The sequence below is a fragment of the Cerasibacillus sp. JNUCC 74 genome (genome assembly GCF_053667775.1).
The window spans coordinates 2,594,955-2,612,125 of the sequence record NZ_CM132207.1 but is presented as its reverse complement, the minus strand read 5'-3'; the positions used below and the strand labels follow the sequence as shown (position 1 = coordinate 2,612,125).

Annotated in this window: 13 protein-coding genes; 11 read left to right on the top strand and 2 right to left on the bottom strand. The window is 37.0% G+C overall.

What is annotated here, in order from left to right; translation table 11 throughout:
- Window positions 1–690: 690 nt before the first annotated feature.
- Complete coding sequence (gene sspI, locus JNUCC74_RS11690) at window positions 691–912, bottom strand: small acid-soluble spore protein SspI (RefSeq protein WP_077321311.1); 222 nt, start codon at window positions 910–912, stop codon at window positions 691–693.
- A 114-nt stretch (window positions 913–1,026) separates the two neighbouring features.
- On the opposite strand from sspI, the gene JNUCC74_RS11685 reads away from it, so the two are divergent.
- The 3 genes from JNUCC74_RS11685 (at window position 1,027) to pheT (ending at window position 6,233) form a co-directional block, all read left to right on the top strand.
- Complete coding sequence (locus tag JNUCC74_RS11685; RefSeq protein WP_454065481.1) at window positions 1,027–1,764, top strand: TrmH family RNA methyltransferase; 738 nt, start codon at window positions 1,027–1,029, stop codon at window positions 1,762–1,764.
- A gap of 993 nt (window positions 1,765–2,757) precedes the next feature.
- The gene (gene pheS, locus JNUCC74_RS11680) at window positions 2,758–3,792 is read left to right on the top strand and encodes a phenylalanine--tRNA ligase subunit alpha (protein WP_454065480.1); all 1,035 of its coding nucleotides are present in this window, start codon (window positions 2,758–2,760) and stop codon (window positions 3,790–3,792) included.
- Window positions 3,793–3,806: 14 nt separating this feature from the next.
- Window positions 3,807–6,233, top strand: a complete 2,427-nt coding sequence (pheT, locus tag JNUCC74_RS11675) for a phenylalanine--tRNA ligase subunit beta (protein WP_454065479.1) — start codon at window positions 3,807–3,809, stop codon at window positions 6,231–6,233.
- A gap of 157 nt (window positions 6,234–6,390) precedes the next feature.
- Here pheT and rnhC read toward each other — a convergent pair whose 3' ends face one another.
- Window positions 6,391–7,326: a ribonuclease HIII gene (rnhC, locus tag JNUCC74_RS11670; RefSeq protein ID WP_454065478.1), complete on the bottom strand. Its 936-nt coding sequence runs from the start codon at window positions 7,324–7,326 to the stop codon at window positions 6,391–6,393.
- 227 nt (window positions 7,327–7,553) lie between these two features.
- On the opposite strand from rnhC, the gene zapA reads away from it, so the two are divergent.
- The 8 genes from zapA (at window position 7,554) to JNUCC74_RS11630 (ending at window position 17,159) form a co-directional block, all read left to right on the top strand.
- On the top strand, window positions 7,554–7,817 hold the full coding sequence (zapA, locus tag JNUCC74_RS11665; protein WP_077321307.1) for a cell division protein ZapA: 264 nt from the start codon (window positions 7,554–7,556) through the stop codon (window positions 7,815–7,817).
- A 21-nt stretch (window positions 7,818–7,838) separates the two neighbouring features.
- Complete coding sequence (locus tag JNUCC74_RS11660) at window positions 7,839–8,402, top strand: CvpA family protein (RefSeq protein ID WP_077321306.1); 564 nt, start codon at window positions 7,839–7,841, stop codon at window positions 8,400–8,402.
- Window positions 8,403–8,849: 447 nt separating this feature from the next.
- Window positions 8,850–10,568, top strand: a complete 1,719-nt coding sequence (gene polX, locus JNUCC74_RS11655) for a DNA polymerase/3'-5' exonuclease PolX (RefSeq protein WP_454065477.1) — start codon at window positions 8,850–8,852, stop codon at window positions 10,566–10,568.
- A gap of 36 nt (window positions 10,569–10,604) precedes the next feature.
- Entirely contained in the window at window positions 10,605–12,947 is a 2,343-nt protein-coding gene (locus JNUCC74_RS11650) for an endonuclease MutS2 (RefSeq protein WP_454065476.1), read from the top strand.
- Between the two features lie 22 nt (window positions 12,948–12,969).
- A complete protein-coding gene (locus tag JNUCC74_RS11645; RefSeq protein ID WP_077321303.1) occupies window positions 12,970–13,386 on the top strand; it encodes a DUF350 domain-containing protein in 417 nt (138 codons plus the stop codon).
- A 580-nt stretch (window positions 13,387–13,966) separates the two neighbouring features.
- Complete coding sequence (locus JNUCC74_RS11640) at window positions 13,967–15,664, top strand: long-chain-fatty-acid--CoA ligase (protein WP_454065475.1); 1,698 nt, start codon at window positions 13,967–13,969, stop codon at window positions 15,662–15,664.
- A 111-nt stretch (window positions 15,665–15,775) separates the two neighbouring features.
- Window positions 15,776–16,366 carry a TetR/AcrR family transcriptional regulator gene (locus tag JNUCC74_RS11635; RefSeq protein WP_077321301.1) on the top strand — a complete coding sequence of 197 codons (591 nt, stop codon included), beginning with the start codon at window positions 15,776–15,778 and terminating at the stop codon, window positions 16,364–16,366.
- 19 nt (window positions 16,367–16,385) lie between these two features.
- On the top strand, window positions 16,386–17,159 hold the full coding sequence (locus tag JNUCC74_RS11630; protein ID WP_454065474.1) for an enoyl-CoA hydratase: 774 nt from the start codon (window positions 16,386–16,388) through the stop codon (window positions 17,157–17,159).
- Window positions 17,160–17,171: the final 12 nt, after the last annotated feature.

Here is a 17,171-nt window from a genome sequence, read left to right as displayed (position 1 = left end):
CCAGATCTTGTCCAAACAAGGGGAAGCTAAAAGGTGTATTGATTATCTTGAAGTTAAAATAAACAAGGGAAGGAAGGACTATTAAATCAATAGAGAAGGATAAGAAAATTCATTTTTTTTGCATCTATAGACTCTTGTATTATTTAAGCTAGGTCAATAATACTGTTTTTAAGTTCGTTTTTTCTTTAACGTATTTACAAATTAGTTATAGTTCATGATGTCGTGAATTTTTTAAGTTGACCGTGCCGCTGTGTTTACAAATTAAGCTGTTTCTCCATTGTTAACCCTAAAAAGGCAATAGTTATGTTCGGTTAAATGTAACTTATTATTAAATAGTGGGATATACAAAGAAAGAGGGATTAAGAATTAACTAGATTTTTGCTCAAAAGCTTGTTTCCTGTAATTAAAAACCGGATGGACCGGTGGCTATTCCTTTTCTTTATCCCGTATGTAACTGGAAGCAAGACCTACCCTTCAAGGTACGGGACGAAATCTGGAGGAAAAGCGTGAGATCCAACTGCAAGTCAAATGTTTGATTCAGTTCCACTATAGGAAAGGAAAGTATAAAACTTCAGGCTATAGCATAAGAGAAATAGCTGCCATAAAGACTTGGCGATAAGCCAAGTTTTCTAAATTCTAACAACAGTGGGGGATAAAAGAAAACCCCCACTAGGGATTTCAAGATTGACTTTATTGATTAGTAGCTTCTTTTACACCTTGCTCCAGTGCTTCAACCATTAGCTGTTTTTCTTCTTCATTGGTATGTTTCCATATTAATTCAAATAAAACACCAAGACCAGGAAGCATTTTTTCCTCACCATTTTCTACTGCGTCGACAATCGTTGCCTCTAATTGTTCTTGATCATTGGATGCAATGTTACTTAAGATAGCTTTTCGTAAATTTAAATCCAAGGGAACTCCTCCTCTTTATAAAACTTTCCATTAATTTAAATTTAGTTTGACCTTGTTAAGCAGAAATATGTATACTATTTAGGATAAGCTTCAAGGAAGTGAAGGATGATAAAGATGATTACTTCAATAAAAAATGATAAAGTAAAAATGTGGAAGAAATTACATAAACGCAAAGAACGAATGAAAACAAAAACTTTTTTAATTGAAGGCTTCCATTTAGTGGAAGAGGCACTTAAAAGTAATTGGACAATAATAGAAATGATAATCCAAGAAGGGGTTGAGCCGCCTTTATTGGATAAAGATACACCAATCATTACAGTAAAAAGTAATGTATTTCAAGCATTATCACAAACGGATACACCACAAGGAGTTGCTGCTGTTGTTGCGATGAAGCAATTAGTTAGTACTTGGTCTAGTGCTGTTTTATTAATTGATGCTATTCAGGATCCGGGCAATTTGGGAACGATAATTCGTACAGCAGATGCGGCAGGGTTTTCTGAAGTGATTTTAGGGGATGGAACAGTCGATGTTTTTAATGATAAAGCTATTCGAGCCACACAAGGCTCTTTATTTCATATTCCAATTCGACAAGCTAGCTTACCGGATGAAATAAAGCTATTGCAGGAGGCCGGATTTACGGTTTGGGCATCTGCATTAGAGAAGGCGGAAGTTTATACAAGTCTAAAACCGGAGCGGAAAACAGCTCTTATTCTAGGCAATGAAGCAAATGGGGTGCAAAAGGAATTAATGTCTTTAGCGGATAAACGCGTCACTATTCCCATTTACGGCAAGGCAGAATCATTAAATGTTAGTGTAGCAGCAGGGGTTTTAATGTATTATCTTCAAGCATAATGTTGCAAACTGTAGGGTAATTCTTTATAATATATGTAACTTTATATGTAAAGCGTTGAAAGAGCCGGATAACTTACCAAATTATACGTTAACAGGGAAGAATGCCTTAGACTGAGAGCATTTTATCGTAGCGGTGTTATCCTTTCACTCTGGAGCAGATACTTGGACCTCTAGTCATGAGTAAAGGTATTCCGGATAGTTCCGTTATCAGTTACAAAGGTGAACACATGTAAATACTTGTGTTAACTAGGGTGGTACCGCGATGATAGACCTCGTCCCTTGTTGGGAGGAGGTTTTTTATTGTTTATAAAACAATATCCGTTTGTACATGGTGATAATTTTTTTGGAAAAGTATCTTTGTTTAGCTTAAGTGCTCGAATGACAGCAAACTTCGATCTCCTTCCCATGATAAGTTAACATGGCTCCTAATCCCCATTTCGTCTGGGCAACAGGACAAGAAAAGCTTCGGAAGTGATACACCGCACGAAGAAAAGTGTTTTTCTTTTCAAGGAGAAGTAAGACTTCTTGATTAAGCATCACGATTTTTCAAGGACAAGAAAAAACCACGACAGCGATACATCGCACGCAGAAAAAGCGTTCTTCTTTTTCAAGGAGAAAAGTCTCCTTGAATGAAGTTTCTTTAATCACGTCAGAAAATCTGCCGTTTGTACGTCGTTAACTGAGCGCTTCTAGCCTTTGCTATGGGGTAAAAAGTAGATAGAGGTTGCTTTAATGTTGTAACCATGTAAGTAAAAGAGGATATTTTAAAATTGGTTATTCTCTTTTTGAAACACATACTTTATCAATATCTGAGTAATCTGTGTAGAAACTAGGCACTAGCCAAATTTTCTTTATACTATAGGAAAGTATAAATTTTAGGGTTTATAGTATAAGAAAAAATACAGCTTTCGCTAAAGACTAGGCGACAAGCCAAGTTTTTCTAATACTTGATGTATTCTATGATCATTTCAAAATAAGAAGGAGGAGTCTAAAATGAAAGATCAATTGAAAGTAATTGAAATAGAAGCATTAGAAAAAATTAATAAAACAGAAGATATTAAAAAACTGCAAGATATTAAAGTAGCATATTTAGGGAAAAAGGGTTTCTTAACTAGTGTACTTCGTGGAATGGGCAAATTGTCCAAAGAAGAAAGACCTGCTGTAGGTGAGTTAGCTAATGCGGTTCGTCAACAAATTACCGCAAGTTTAGAAGAAAAAATAGAAAAATTGGAGCAAATAGCATTAGAAAAACAATTAGAACAAGAAGCAATCGATGTAACGCTTCCTGGTCGGCCAATAAAATTAGGTGGACCGCATTTATTAACGAAAATTATGGAAGAGATTGAAGATTTGTTTATTGGAATGGGCTTTGAAGTAAGGGAAGGTCCAGAAGTAGAGACGGATTATTATAATTTTGAAGCCTTAAATTTACCGAAAAATCATCCCGCTAGAGAAATGCAGGACACATTTTTTATTACGAAAGATTTGCTAATGCGAACACAAACATCTCCTGTACAAGCGAGAACAATGGAAGCGTATGGAGGAAATAGACCGGTAAAAATGATCTCGCCAGGTAAAGTGTATCGTCGGGATACAGATGATGCAACTCACTCCCATCAATTTACGCAAATTGAAGGTTTATATGTAGATAAACATGTTCGAATGAGTGATTTAAAAGGAGTATTAGATATCTTTGCTAAGAAAATGTTTGGAAATGACCGGGACATCCGCTTACGTCCAAGCTTTTTCCCATTTACAGAGCCGTCGGTAGAAATGGATATTTCTTGTAAGATTTGTCAAGGAAAAGGCTGCTCTATTTGTAAAGGGTCTGGTTGGATTGAAATTCTAGGAGCTGGAATGGTGCATCCAAATGTGCTTTCTATGGCCGGCTATGATCCGAATATTTATAGTGGTTTTGCATTTGGTATGGGCCCAGAACGAATTGCAATGCTTAAATATGGCGTAAAAGACATTCGTCAATTTTATACAAATGATATTCGCTTTTTAAAACAGTATCATAATGCGTAGGGAGGAAAATCAATATGTTGGTATCATTAAATTGGCTAAAAAATTATGTGGATATTAAAGATATGGATCCAAAAGTATTGGCAGAAAAAATAACCAAAACAGGAATTGAAGTAGATGGCATTGAGTATGTTGCTGAAAAGAGTGAGAACGTAGTTGTTGGCTATGTGGAATCTTGTGAAAAACATCCAAATGCAGATAAGCTTCATTTATGTCAAGTAGATGTTGGAGATGAAATGTTACAAATTATATGTGGTGCACCTAATGTAGCTCAAGGGCAAAAAGTAGCCGTTGCGAAGCCGGGAGCAGTACTTCCAGGAAATTTTAAAATAAAAAAAGCCAAATTGCGTGGTGTTGAATCGAATGGAATGATTTGCTCGTTGAAGGAATTAGGAATAGAAGAAAAATATGTACCAAAGGATACAGCAGATGGAATTTATGTATTTCCGGAAGATGTGACGGTCGGTGAGCCAGTAGAATCGTTATTAAACTTGAATGATGCTATTTTAGAATTTGATTTAACACCAAACCGAGCTGACTGTTTATCCATGCTTGGTGTCGCTTATGAAGTTGCTGCTATTTTAGATCAGCCGGTACAGTTGCCAAACCCTGCGCCAACAATGGCGGAAGAAGCTGCACAGGATTTTATTTCCGTCCGAGTAGAAGCACCCGAAGATAATCCATATTACGGAGCGTTTATTATTCGTGATGTGACGATTAAACCTTCCCCATTATGGATGAGTAATTATTTGATGGCTGCAGGAATTCGTCCGATTAATAATGTTGTAGATATAACGAATTATGTATTATTAGAATATGGTCAACCATTACATGCGTTTGATTATGATAAATTGAATTCGGATCAAATCACTGTTCGTCGTGCAAAGGATAAAGAAGTATTGGTAACCTTAGATGAACAAGAACGCATTTTGTCTCATGATCATTTAGTTATCACGAATGGAACAGAGCCCATTGCATTAGCTGGAGTTATGGGGGGACTGTCTACAGAAGTGACTGATTCTACGAAAAATGTTTTATTAGAAGCTGCATATTTTACAGGTGACGTGGTGACCAGTGCTGTAAAGGCAACAGGGTTACGCAGCGAATCCAGTACCCGATTCACAAAAGGAGTTGATCCGGATCGAGTAAAGGAAGCAGGAATTCGTGCTTGTGAGTTATTGGAAAAATATGCAGGCGCAACTATTTTATCAGGTATTGTTGAATTCGATCAGCTTGATCGCTCTGAGAAACAAGTTGAAATGGATATGCATGAGATGAATAGACGTTTAGGAACAAATTTACAAACTGACGATGTAAAAGATGCGTTGAAACGATTAAAGTTTAACTATGAACAAAAGAATTCTATGTTTATTGTACATGTACCAACACGTAGAGGTGACATTGCTATATTCGAGGATATGCTGGAAGAAGTGGCAAGAATATATGGTTATGATAATCTTCCTTATACTCTTCCAGATGGTGTTGGTCAAGCAGGCGGATTAACAGAAACACAACAATTGATTCGTAATATTAAAAAATTATTAGAAGGTGCGGGACTGATGGAAAGTCGTACGTATTCTCTAATCAGTGAAGAAACAAAGGATCAATTAATCAGTCCTGAGGTTAGTGAAGCAAACTATATGCCAATTCAATTAGCCTTACCGATGAGCGAAGATCATAAATATTTACGATTAAGTCTTTTACCAGAAATCTTACGAGTGCTTGCCTATAATAAAGCAAGAAACCAACTAGACTTAGGATATTATGAAATTGGTAAAACTTTTCTTACGCAAGAGAGTGTCTTAACGAAGCAACCGGATGAGCGTTTGCGTCTGGCTGGAGCACTGACTGGAAATTGGCTTCATCATCCGTGGCAGCAAGAGAAAAAACAGGTGGATTTTTATGTGGTAAAAGGAATTTTAGAGAGATTATTTGATTATCTTGGCTTTTCTGTGGAGTATAAGCCATTCAAGCATAAAGATATGCATCCAGGCAGAACAGCGTCCCTTCATTTACAAGGTAAAACGATTGGGTTTTTAGGGCAAGTACATCCGCGCATCCAAAACCAATGGGATTTAAAAGAAACGTATGTATTTGATATCAACTTAGAAGGACTGTTGGCTGCCTATAAACCTGTAACATCTTATCAAGAAGTTCCAAAATATCCTTCGATTGGTCGGGATATTGCTTTTGTAATTGATCAAAGCATTTTGGCAGGTGATATTAAAAAAGTAATTGAAGAAGTTGGAAAACCACTGGTAAAAGATGTTTCTGTCTTTGATGTATATGAAGGTGAAAATTTAGAAGTAGGGAAGAAGTCGGTTGCCTATCATATTGTTTATCAACATCCTGAAAAAACATTAACGGATGATGAAATCCAAGCTTCCTATGATCACATCATTGACGCTGTAAAAGAAAAATATCAGGCGTATATTCGTTCTTAAAGACGAAGCTTTCGACTAACAAGCAACCTGCATCTAGTGGCTTTAGTTTGTGATCATCCCAATAACAAAGACAGCAATTCAACTTAGTGATTTGCTGTCTTTTCAAGGAAAAAAAGTATAACCATATAAACGCCACTTAACTAAGTTACTACTGTAGTTACAAATATGCGTAAGCTTTTTTTGTGTTTTTAAAATGAACCTTTGCATAAGAATCCAATATGTCTGCACCATACTCGATTATAATTTTTGCAATGATACGGTCTACCTTTGGAGCAGCACCTTTTGGCAGTTCTAATCCTAATTGTTTGGAGAGTTTATCCATTTGGTTTAAAAAACTGGCACGAGCTAAAATAGATGCTGCTGCAACGGCTGTTGAATAACTTTCAGCTTTTGTTAAAAAAAAGGTTGAAGGAGCCAACGTTTGTTTTTCAGACATTAAATATTTTTGATAAACAGCCGGTTCACAAAATTGATCAATAATGATACCTTGGTTAGGTGCATCGCCAATTTTATTTAATAACTGACGAATCACGTGGTGATGAAGCATTGCTTTCATTTTTCCTTGTGACCACCCTTGCTTTTGCAATGCATTGTATTTTTTATTATGCAGAATGGCTGAAGCATAAGGAATTTTCCTTGTTAAAATGGTATTGGCCAATTCACGAATTTTTTTATCGGTTAATGCTTTTGAATCTGTTACACCCTCCGACTTCAGTTGAACCATATTTTTTTCTGTAAGATATACACCAGCTACCGTAATAGGGCCGAAATAATCGCCTGTACCGGCTTCATCGGTTCCAATATGGTTTTGGTTGAATAAGTCAGGGCTTGGAACGTAGGAATGATTTGGTTTTTGCTTCATTGTTTTAGCTTTTGATTCCACTCTTTGCGCTTCATCAAGCCAATTTGCTGCTTCCTTTTCAGGTGAGCTGCCCTGGAATAACACTTTTCCTGATTTGTAGGCAGTAATCACTGCATCTTTCGTCTTTGCCCGGAATATTGCTCCTTGTGGTGGAGCCAAAGAGAAAGAAGTATAAAATTCTTTCATCTGCTGTATCTTATTTGCAGAAAATTTATAAACAAGCTGAGACATCCTATTTCTCTCCAATCTTACTGTTCAATTTCACGGTAACCATTAACTTTTGCACGGTTGAATTTACAAACTGTCACATTCCTTTATACTATAGTAAATCAGTCAGTAGAGCAAATAGCTAACAGAAAATTGGGAATCATTCATGACAGTAATGGATAGTTTCCTAAATGGCTCACTTCATGTTAAGATAAGGTGAACAATTTTTCTTATTTGGGGAGGATTAACACGTGACCCAGGATGAAAAAACACGTACAACTGTAGAAATACACAATCGAACCTATACGATTATCGGAACAGAACCACAAAGTCATATTAAATTAGTAGCCAGTTTAGTCGATCAGAAAATGACTGAAATTCATGAAGCAAATCGACAGTTAGATACAACGAGGTTGGCTGTTTTAACCGCTATAAATACAATGAATGATTATTTGAAGTTAAAAGAAGACTATGCCTCTTTATTGGGTTCCATGAAGAGGAAAGAGAAAGACTAACTAGAAAGAGGAACACCGTCTATGATTAGTATATTATTGTTACTTATATTGTTGTTCGGTTTTTTAAGAGGACTAAAAAGAGGATTTATCTTGCAATTATTCCATCTCATCGGTTTTATTGCTGCATTTGTAGTTGCAGCACTCTACTACGATGAGCTGGGTCCACAACTGTCATTGTGGATTCCTTATCCAGATTTGGGAGAGAGTGGGAAGTGGGCTGATTTTTTACAAAACTTGCCGCTTGAGAAGGGCTTCTATAATGCGATTGCGTTTTTCCTCATTTTTTTAGCTGTTAAAATTGTATTGCAAATCATTGCATCCATGCTTGACTTTGTAGCATCATTGCCTGTTTTAAACTCCATTAATAAGCTGCTTGGAGCTATATTGGGCTTTCTTGAAATATATTTGCTGCTTTTTATCGTGCTTTACATTGCCGCGTTAATTCCGGTTGCGCAAGTCCAATCATGGGTTAATGATTCAACAGTTGCTTTATTCATCATTGAACATACACCTTTTCTATCGGAAAAAATCAAAGAGCTTTGGCTAACAAATATGGCAGGTGTATTCCAAAATTTACAAACTTAAACAAAGGGCTGATTCGTATTATCAGGTGTATTGTATGAGGCATACAATTATTAACTGAATCGGATCAGTCTTTTTTACACTATAGGAAAGTATAAAATTTTATGGTTTATAGTATAAGAAAAACTACGCTAAGGACTTGGCGATAAGCCATGTTTTTCTAAGGACAAAGTAAGAAAGCGGCTCAACTGTATAAAGTGAAACTTCATTTCTTGGAGCTTTTACAAGAAATGTTAGATGAACGAATCGGGCCTTTATATGCCGTTTTCTCCCACTTAAATTCTTTTGTATAGCTTAGGCTTTAAAGTGTGGACTTACGGCACCTTACAGGCGTTATAAAAACTTAGAGACTTGTAAAATTACAGATGCTGCTAAGATTTATTGATATACTATAGGTATGATGTAGTTGTGTAGAACTTTATCAATGATATACAAATAGGGTGAGAGTATATGGGGATTAATAAAAAAGATGTCATTCGGTTAATGGAGAAAATAGCAATATATCTTGAATTACAAGGAGAAAATCCATTTAAGATTAGCGCTTACCGTAAAGCTGCACAAGCTTTAGAAAGGGATAATCGTTCTCTCGATGATATTCATGATTTTACGAAAATAAAAGGAATAGGAAAAGGAACAAATGCTGTTATTCAAGAATATATACAAACAGGGGAATCACAAACGTTATCAGAACTTGAAAAACAAGTACCAAATGGTTTAATTCCATTATTAGAGCTCCCTGGACTAGGTGGAAAGAAATTAGCAAAACTTTACCAAGAGCTCGGAGTAACGAATGCTGAAACCTTAAAGCATGCTTGTGAGCAAGGAAAGGTTGAGGAACTGCCGGGGTTTGGAAAAAAAACAGTGGAAAACATCTTAGCTGCTTTGAATGAAGCAGGAAAGCGTCCCGCACGTTTACCTATTGCTATGATGCTACCAATCGCTGAAAGACTTGAGAGTTATTTGAAAAAAATAGAAGAAATTGATCGTTTTTCCCGAGCAGGAAGCTTGCGAAGAATGAAAGAAACGATAAAAGATCTTGATTTTATTATTGCCACAGATGAACCTGAAGCTGTACGCGATGCGTTATTATCAATAGAAAATAGCAAAGAGGTTATTGCTAAAGGCGAAACAAAGATATCCATTGTTATAGAAGATGTTTACGATATCAATGTAGACTTTCGGATTGTGAAGAAGGAAGAGTTTGCGACAACCTTACATCACTTTACTGGCTCTAAAGAGCATAATGTAGCGATGCGTCAATTAGCTAAAGCACAAGGAGAAAAGATTAATGAGTATGGTGTTGAAAACGAAGAGACGGGTGAAGTAATCACCTTTATGACAGAAGAGGAATTCTTTAACCATTTTGACTTACATTACATTCCGCCTGAAGTAAGAGAAAATACAGGAGAAACAGAAATATTTAAAGAACCTTATCGGCTAATTGAGCTCCAAGATATAAAAGGCGATTTACATATGCATACCACATGGAGTGATGGCGCGCAATCATTAGAGGAAATGGTTGTGCAGGCGAGAAACAAATCATATGATTTTATCGCCATTACGGATCATTCTAAGTTTTTAAGAGTAGCGAATGGACTTAATGAAACCAGACTGCGGAAGCAATGTGAAGAAATTGCTAATTTAAATGAAAAATATCCGGATATTCATATTTTTACAGGAGTAGAGATGGATATACTTCCTGATGGAAAGCTCGACTTTTCGGATGCATTTCTTAAGGAACTTGACTTTGTCATTGCTTCGATTCATTCCAGTTTTAATCAAACCGAAGAGCAAATTATGTATCGTTTAGAAGCAGCATTAGAAAATCCTTATGTTTCGTTAATTGCTCATCCAACAGGAAGGTTAATTGGCAGACGCCCTGGTTATCAAGTTAACGTAGATAAACTAATTGAAAAAGCAAAAGCAACGAATACAGCTTTGGAAATCAATGCAAACCCAAATCGGTTGGACTTATCGTATGAATGGGCGAAAAAAGCACAAGCTGCAGGTGTTACATTAGCCATTAATACAGATGCTCATAATTATCATATGTTAGAACATATGAAGTATGGTGTTGGCATTGCCAGAAAAGGCTGGATAAAAAAAGAAACGGTGATGAATACGTGGTCTGTGCAAGCATTAAAAGAATATTTTAATCGTAATAAATAATAGAGTGATGAAAAGCATTTTAAAGGAGTCATTTACATGAACGAACGTATGCTTCGCGTGCTTGAGTTTGATAAAATTATTGAGCGTTTGACAAGCTATGCGGAAACAACAATCGGTAAAGAGCTAACCAAACAGGTTAAGCCATCGATAAATATAGAGGAAGTTAAGCAGCTGCAAAAGGAAACAGATGAAGCGGTACACGTTCAACGTCTGAATAAAACACTACCCTTAGGCGGAATTGTTGATATTCGTACTAGCATAAAACGAGCTGCCATTGGCGGTGTACTTTCAACGACAGAATGTATGGATGTTTCCAGTACGATTTACGGTGGGAGAAGAGCAAAAGCATTTATAGAGAATTTAGAGGAGGATTTACCAATAATCCGTTCCTTCGTAGAGCAGATCGCCCCATTACGAGAATTAGAACAGCAAATTAATAGTTGTATTGATGATCATGGTCATATTATGGATAGTGCTTCCGAAAAGTTACGTGGAATTCGTTCCTCCATTCGGATGCTTGAAAGCAGAGTAAGAGACAGGTTAGACAGTTTTATTAAGACACAAGCAAATAAACTATCCGATACAATTATTACAATCCGTAATGATCGCTATGTTCTTCCGGTAAAACAAGAATATCGAGGTACCATTGGCGGGATTGTTCATGACCAATCAGCTTCTGGGCAGACGTTATTTATGGAGCCGAAAGCAGTTGTGGATTTAAATAACCAACTCCAAGAAGCAACAGCAAAAGAAAAACAAGAAATGAACCGAATATTAAGAGACCTGAGTGCACAAATCGCCAATGAAGAAATACATTTAGAACAGAATGTACAAGTTCTTGCCAAGCTAGATGGTATGTTTGCACGTGCCAAACTGGGTCAGTCCATGAAAGCGTCTATGCCAAAGATAAATAATAACGGAATAATCAATATGAAACAAGCGCGTCATCCATTGATTGATCCAAATCAGGTTGTGGCAAATGATATTGAGATTGGTAAAGAATTTACAGCAATTGTGATTACCGGTCCAAATACAGGTGGGAAAACCGTTACATTAAAGATGGTGGGACTTTGTACGCTGATGGCACAAGCCGGCTTGCAAGTACCCGCACAAGACGGATGTGAATTAGCTGTCTTTAAACATGTCTATGCAGATATCGGAGATGAGCAATCCATTGAACAAAATTTAAGTACGTTTTCCTCACATATGACCACGATTGTAGAAATTTTAAGGCATATAGATGAAGACACGCTCGTATTGTTTGATGAATTAGGTTCTGGGACTGATCCGCAAGAAGGGGCTGCGCTTGCGATGGCCATTCTAGATGAGGTCATTCATCGTCAAGCACGTGTCATTGCGACAACGCATTATCCTGAATTAAAAGCATATGGGTATAATCGAAAGCAAGTGGTGAATGCTTCCGTAGAATTTGATGTACAAACACTAAGGCCAACTTATCGCCTATTGTTAGGTGTTCCTGGACGAAGTAATGCGTTTGAAATTTCGAAACGATTAGGTTTGCCCGACCGATTAATCGAGCAAGCTACATCATATATCGGAATGGATTCAAAAAGTGTAGAAAATATGATCACTTCTTTGGAAAAATCGCAAATCAATGCAGAAAAAGAGTATAAAAAAGCACATGAGCTTTTAATAGAGGCAGAAAAAATTCATCGTGATTTACAAGCAGCATGGAATCAATGGGAAAATAAACGAGAATTACTATATAAAAGAGCAGAAGAAAAAGCAGCTAAAGCGATTGAAAAAGCTCGAGAAGAAGCAGAGATAATTGTAGGAGAGCTTCGTAACATGAAAACAGACGCAAAATGGAAGGAACATGAGTGGATTAAAGCGAAAAAAATGCTTGATGCTGCCGAACCTAAACTGACTGCTCAACAAACAGGAAATCAACGTGATAAAAAACAGCGACAACAAGAGCTTCACCCTGGGGATGAAGTTAAGTTACTAACAGCCAATCAGCAGGGGTCTGTGCTGGAAAAGATAAATGATAAAGAGTATTTGGTACAAGTTGGAATTATGAAAGTAAAAGTAAACCGTAAAGATTTACAGTATATAGGAAAACAACAAGAAACGTATCACCAGCCAATTACAACGATTAAAGGTGCAAACTATCACGTGAAAACAGAGATTGATTTACGTGGAGAGCGAGTAGAAGATGCGTTATTAAAGTTAGAAAAATATATTGATGATGTACTACTAGCTGGTTACTCTCGCGTTTCTATTATCCATGGTAAAGGTACAGGCGCTTTACGAAAAGGAGTGCAGGAATATGTAAAGCAGCACCCAAGAATTGCAGATTCACGACCGGGAGAATCTGGAGAAGGCGGCAGTGGTGTAACTGTCATTCGCTTGAAATAGATATAGCTAAGAGGTGAATGTAATGGTAATAGGGACGAGTTTTTGGGAAAATATAGTTGTTGAAACAACGGCTAGATATAGTGTAGTCATTCTATGTACGTTGGTGTTTCTTGCTATTTTAGAAATTGTTACATCCTATCGAAATTGGGAAGAAATTAAAAAAGGTAATTTTGCTGTCGCAATGGCAACAGGAGGAAAAATTTTCGGTATCGCCATTATTTTTCGTTATTCCATTGAACATAATGATACCTTATTGCAAAGTATTGGCTGGGGGGTCTTTGGTTTTGTATTGTTGCTTATTGGATATTTCATTTTTGAGTTTTTAACTCCGGTTATTAAAGTCGATGAAGAAATTGGAAATGGAAATAAGGCGGTTGGTTTTATTTCCATGATTATTTCTATTGGTTTAGCTTTCGTTATTGGTGCAAGCATTTTATAGGGGAGGAGATTTAGTGGTTTTAGAACGACTGGCAAAGATCTTAACGGTTGTTGCTATTATCTTCTTTGTAGTAGGTATAGCTTGGCTTATTTGGTAGATGATAAATGGGTCTTAAAAACTTGGCGGGTGATTTTAAAAGTCAGATAAGAGTCGTGGTGAACTTTCTTTTATGAAATTATTCATTCATCTTATCTTCCTTTTAAATTTGCATGTTTTGCCAAGTTTTTTAACACTATAGGAAAGTATGAAACTTTAGTCTTTATCGGTATGTAAGGTGCCGTAAGTTTCCCACTTCAAGTCCTGAATTGGTACAAAAGAGTCTAAGTGGCAAAAAACCGCACCTAAATGCCCGATTGGTTCAAGGGCCTTTAGGTCATACCCTTGTGGTACTAACCTTCAGTAGGAGAGGGAAGGAAACTCCTACTGAAGAAGTTTCACTTTATCGTATAAAGAAACAATAGCTTTCGCCATAAATACTTAGCGACAAGCCAAGTTTTTCTAAAAAAAGTTATATAATATTTCAAAAAATAGTGATTAATCGGTATAATGGTAATAACTATACCAAAAGGGAGGAAAAAGGATGGAAGGTAAAAGAAGTTGGCACCAGCATTATCCACCAGAGATAAAGACGTCAATTGCTTATGACGAAAAGCCACTTCACGCATTTTTATTAGAAAGCGCTGAAAAGTTCCCGAAAAAGAAAGCGCTTCATTTTATGGGCAAAGAGTTAACTTATGGAGAAATCTATACACAAGCGGCGAAGATGGCAAATTATTTACAGCAGATGGGCTTGGAAAAAGGAGACCGCATTGCGATTATGCTTCCTAATTGCCCACAGGCTGTTATCGCCTATTATGGTGCACTAATGGCTGGGGGAATTGTTATCCAAACGAATCCGCTATATAAAGAAAGAGAGCTGGAATATCAGCTGAATGATTCCGGTACCGCGTTCATCGTATGTTTAGATATTTTATTACCGAGAGTTACAAATGTAAAAAATAATACCGATCTTAAGCATATCATTGTAGCAAGTATAAAGGACTATTTACCATTTCCAAAAAACCTTATTTACCCATATATTCAGAAGAAACAGTACAATATGGTTGTAAAAGTAGAACAAGAAGAAACTACCCATGTATGGGACTATATCATGGATACCGCTCAAGCAGCTTATGAAAAAGTAGCGATTCATCCGAAAGAAGATCTAGCTTTACTTCAATATACTGGTGGAACGACAGGGAATCCAAAAGGTGTGATGCTCACACATTATAATTTAGTTTCCAATGTACAAATGTGCGATGCTTGGATTTATAAAACAAAACGCGGAGAGGAAATTATACTCGGAGTTTTACCATTTTTCCACGTTTACGGCATGACAGCTGTTATGAATAACTCGATTATGATTGGCGCCATGATGATCTTACTCCCGAAATTTGATGCAACAGAGGTTTTAAAGACGATAGATAAGCTAAAACCCACATTGTTTCCGGGGGCTCCGACTATTTATATCGCATTATTAAACCACCCTAAATTAGCTAATTATGACCTATCCTCCATTGAGGCTTGTATTAGCGGTTCTGCTCCACTTCCGGTTGAGGTTCAAGAACAATTTGAAAAGGTCACAGGGGGTAAATTAGTAGAAGGTTACGGTTTAACAGAAACTTCGCCAGTAACCCATGCTAATTTTGTTTGGCACGAACGAAGAAATGGGAGTATTGGAGTACCATGGCCGGATACGGATGCTAAAATTGTTCAGGCGGAGACAATGGAAGAAGTGCCGATTGGTGAAGTTGGAGAAATTGCTGTCAAAGGACCGCAAGTCATGAAAGGTTACTGGAATAATCCAGAAGAAACCGAGCAAGTATTACGTGATGGTTGGTTATTGACAGGCGATCTTGGGTATCAGACAGAAGACGGCTACTTTTATGTAGTTGATCGTAAAAAGGATATGATTATTGCTGGTGGATATAATATCTACCCACGTGAGGTAGAAGAAGTGTTATATGAGCATGAGGCTGTTCAAGAGGCAGTAGTTGCCGGCGTTCCTGATCCATATCGCGGAGAGACGGTAAAAGCATATATTGTGCTAAAAGATGGTCATTCCGTAACAGAGTCCGATTTAAACACATATTGTCGTAAACATTTAGCTGCGTATAAAGTACCGCGTATTTATGAATTCCGTGATGAACTACCAAAAACGGCTGTCGGAAAAATTTTACGTAGAAAATTAGTAGAAGAAGAAAGAGAAAAAATAAACGATAAAGTGAATACCAATTAAGTTAGCCCTCTTTTTTTGCTATAATGATACAAGGTATATTGACAGAACAAATAAAAGAAGATAAAATAATGAATGAACAATCATTCATTATTAAGGATATAGGAGAGAACGATGAAAAAAAATAAGCCTAAATACAACCAAATTATCGAAGCAGCTGTACAAGTTATCGCAGAAAATGGCTATCATGCATCACAAGTATCAAAAATAGCAAAAAAAGCTGGTGTAGCGGATGGTACAATCTATCTATATTTTAAAAATAAGGAAGATATCTTGATTTCTGTTTTTGAAGAAAAAATGGGACAATTTATCAATCGCATCAGTGATGAAATTAAGAAGAAGGATAATGCAAATGACAAGCTTTATGTGCTTATTCAAATGCATTTTCGTCAGCTTAGTGAAGATCCGCATTTGGCAGTCGTTACCCAATTGGAGCTAAGACAATCTAACCCTGCCTTACGCATTCAAATCAATAAGGTGTTGAAACCATATTTAGCTGTCATTGATTCCATCATTCAAGAAGGGATAGAAGAAAAGATTTTTCGCAATAAATTGAATATTACCCTTGTACGACAGATGATTTTTGGTACACTAGATGAAACGGTTACAAATTGGGTGATGAAGGAGCGCAAGTATAATTTAGTACAGCAGGCTCTAGAAGTTCACACCTTATTAACCGAGGGAATTACTTCAGAGAAAAATTAACAAGAGGAGGATGAAATTTGTGTCAACCTTAGCCTTGAAACGAGAAGAGTCGATAGCTTATTTAACGATTCAAAGCCCACCCGCCAATGCTCTATCTAGTACTCTATTAAATGACTTGGCAAAAAAACTAGACGAGATGGAGGCAGATTCCAGTATAAAGGCAATTGTTTTAAAAGGGGAAGGAAAGTTTTTTTCTGCAGGAGCAGATATAAAAGAGTTTACCTCCCTTCAGCAGGCTTCTGACTATGAAACGTTAGCGAAGCGAGGACAAGATTTGTTCGATCGTATCGAGCAATTTTCTATTCCTGTTATTGCTGCAATTCACGGGGCTGCGTTAGGCGGGGGATTGGAACTGGCAATGGCTTGCCACATGCGAATTGTAACAGCATCAGCAAAATTAGGATTACCTGAAATCACGTTAGGAATTATCCCTGGTTTCGCAGGAACACAGCGGCTGCCACATTATGTTGGATCAGCAAAAGCATATGAAATGATCTTGACAGGTGAGCCAATTAGTGGAGAGAAAGCATATACTTATGGTTTAGCTAATAAAGTAGTTGAAGAGGGGGAGTTAGAGGAGGAAGCTAAACGCTTAGCACAGAAAATTGTGAAAAAAAGTAAATGGACGATTAATCAAGTAATGCAACTAATTCCCTATGCAAAGACGAGTCAATTTATAGAGGGAGTAGCGAAGGAAAGAGAGGCCTTTGGGCAAATATTTGGTTCAGATGATGCGAAGGAAGGCGTCCAAGCATTTATAGAAAAACGCAAACCAAACTTCCAGGATAAGTAAACTTAAGGAGGA

What these genes read in the sequence shown, in the direction of transcription:
- JNUCC74_RS11685 (WP_454065481.1), top strand. Translation starts at nt 1,027, where the DNA reads ATGATTACTTCAATAAAAAATGATAAAGTAAAAATGTGGAAGAAATTA.
- JNUCC74_RS11635 (WP_077321301.1), top strand. Translation starts at nt 15,776, where the DNA reads ATGAAAAAAAATAAGCCTAAATACAACCAAATTATCGAAGCAGCTGTA.
- JNUCC74_RS11650 (WP_454065476.1), top strand. Translation starts at nt 10,605, where the DNA reads ATGAACGAACGTATGCTTCGCGTGCTTGAGTTTGATAAAATTATTGAG.
- JNUCC74_RS11640 (WP_454065475.1), top strand. Translation starts at nt 13,967, where the DNA reads ATGGAAGGTAAAAGAAGTTGGCACCAGCATTATCCACCAGAGATAAAG.
- pheS (WP_454065480.1), top strand. Translation starts at nt 2,758, where the DNA reads ATGAAAGATCAATTGAAAGTAATTGAAATAGAAGCATTAGAAAAAATT.
- pheT (WP_454065479.1), top strand. Translation starts at nt 3,807, where the DNA reads ATGTTGGTATCATTAAATTGGCTAAAAAATTATGTGGATATTAAAGAT.
- rnhC (WP_454065478.1), bottom strand. Translation starts at nt 7,326, where the DNA reads ATGTCTCAGCTTGTTTATAAATTTTCTGCAAATAAGATACAGCAGATG.
- polX (WP_454065477.1), top strand. Translation starts at nt 8,850, where the DNA reads ATGGGGATTAATAAAAAAGATGTCATTCGGTTAATGGAGAAAATAGCA.
- JNUCC74_RS11645 (WP_077321303.1), top strand. Translation starts at nt 12,970, where the DNA reads ATGGTAATAGGGACGAGTTTTTGGGAAAATATAGTTGTTGAAACAACG.
- JNUCC74_RS11660 (WP_077321306.1), top strand. Translation starts at nt 7,839, where the DNA reads ATGATTAGTATATTATTGTTACTTATATTGTTGTTCGGTTTTTTAAGA.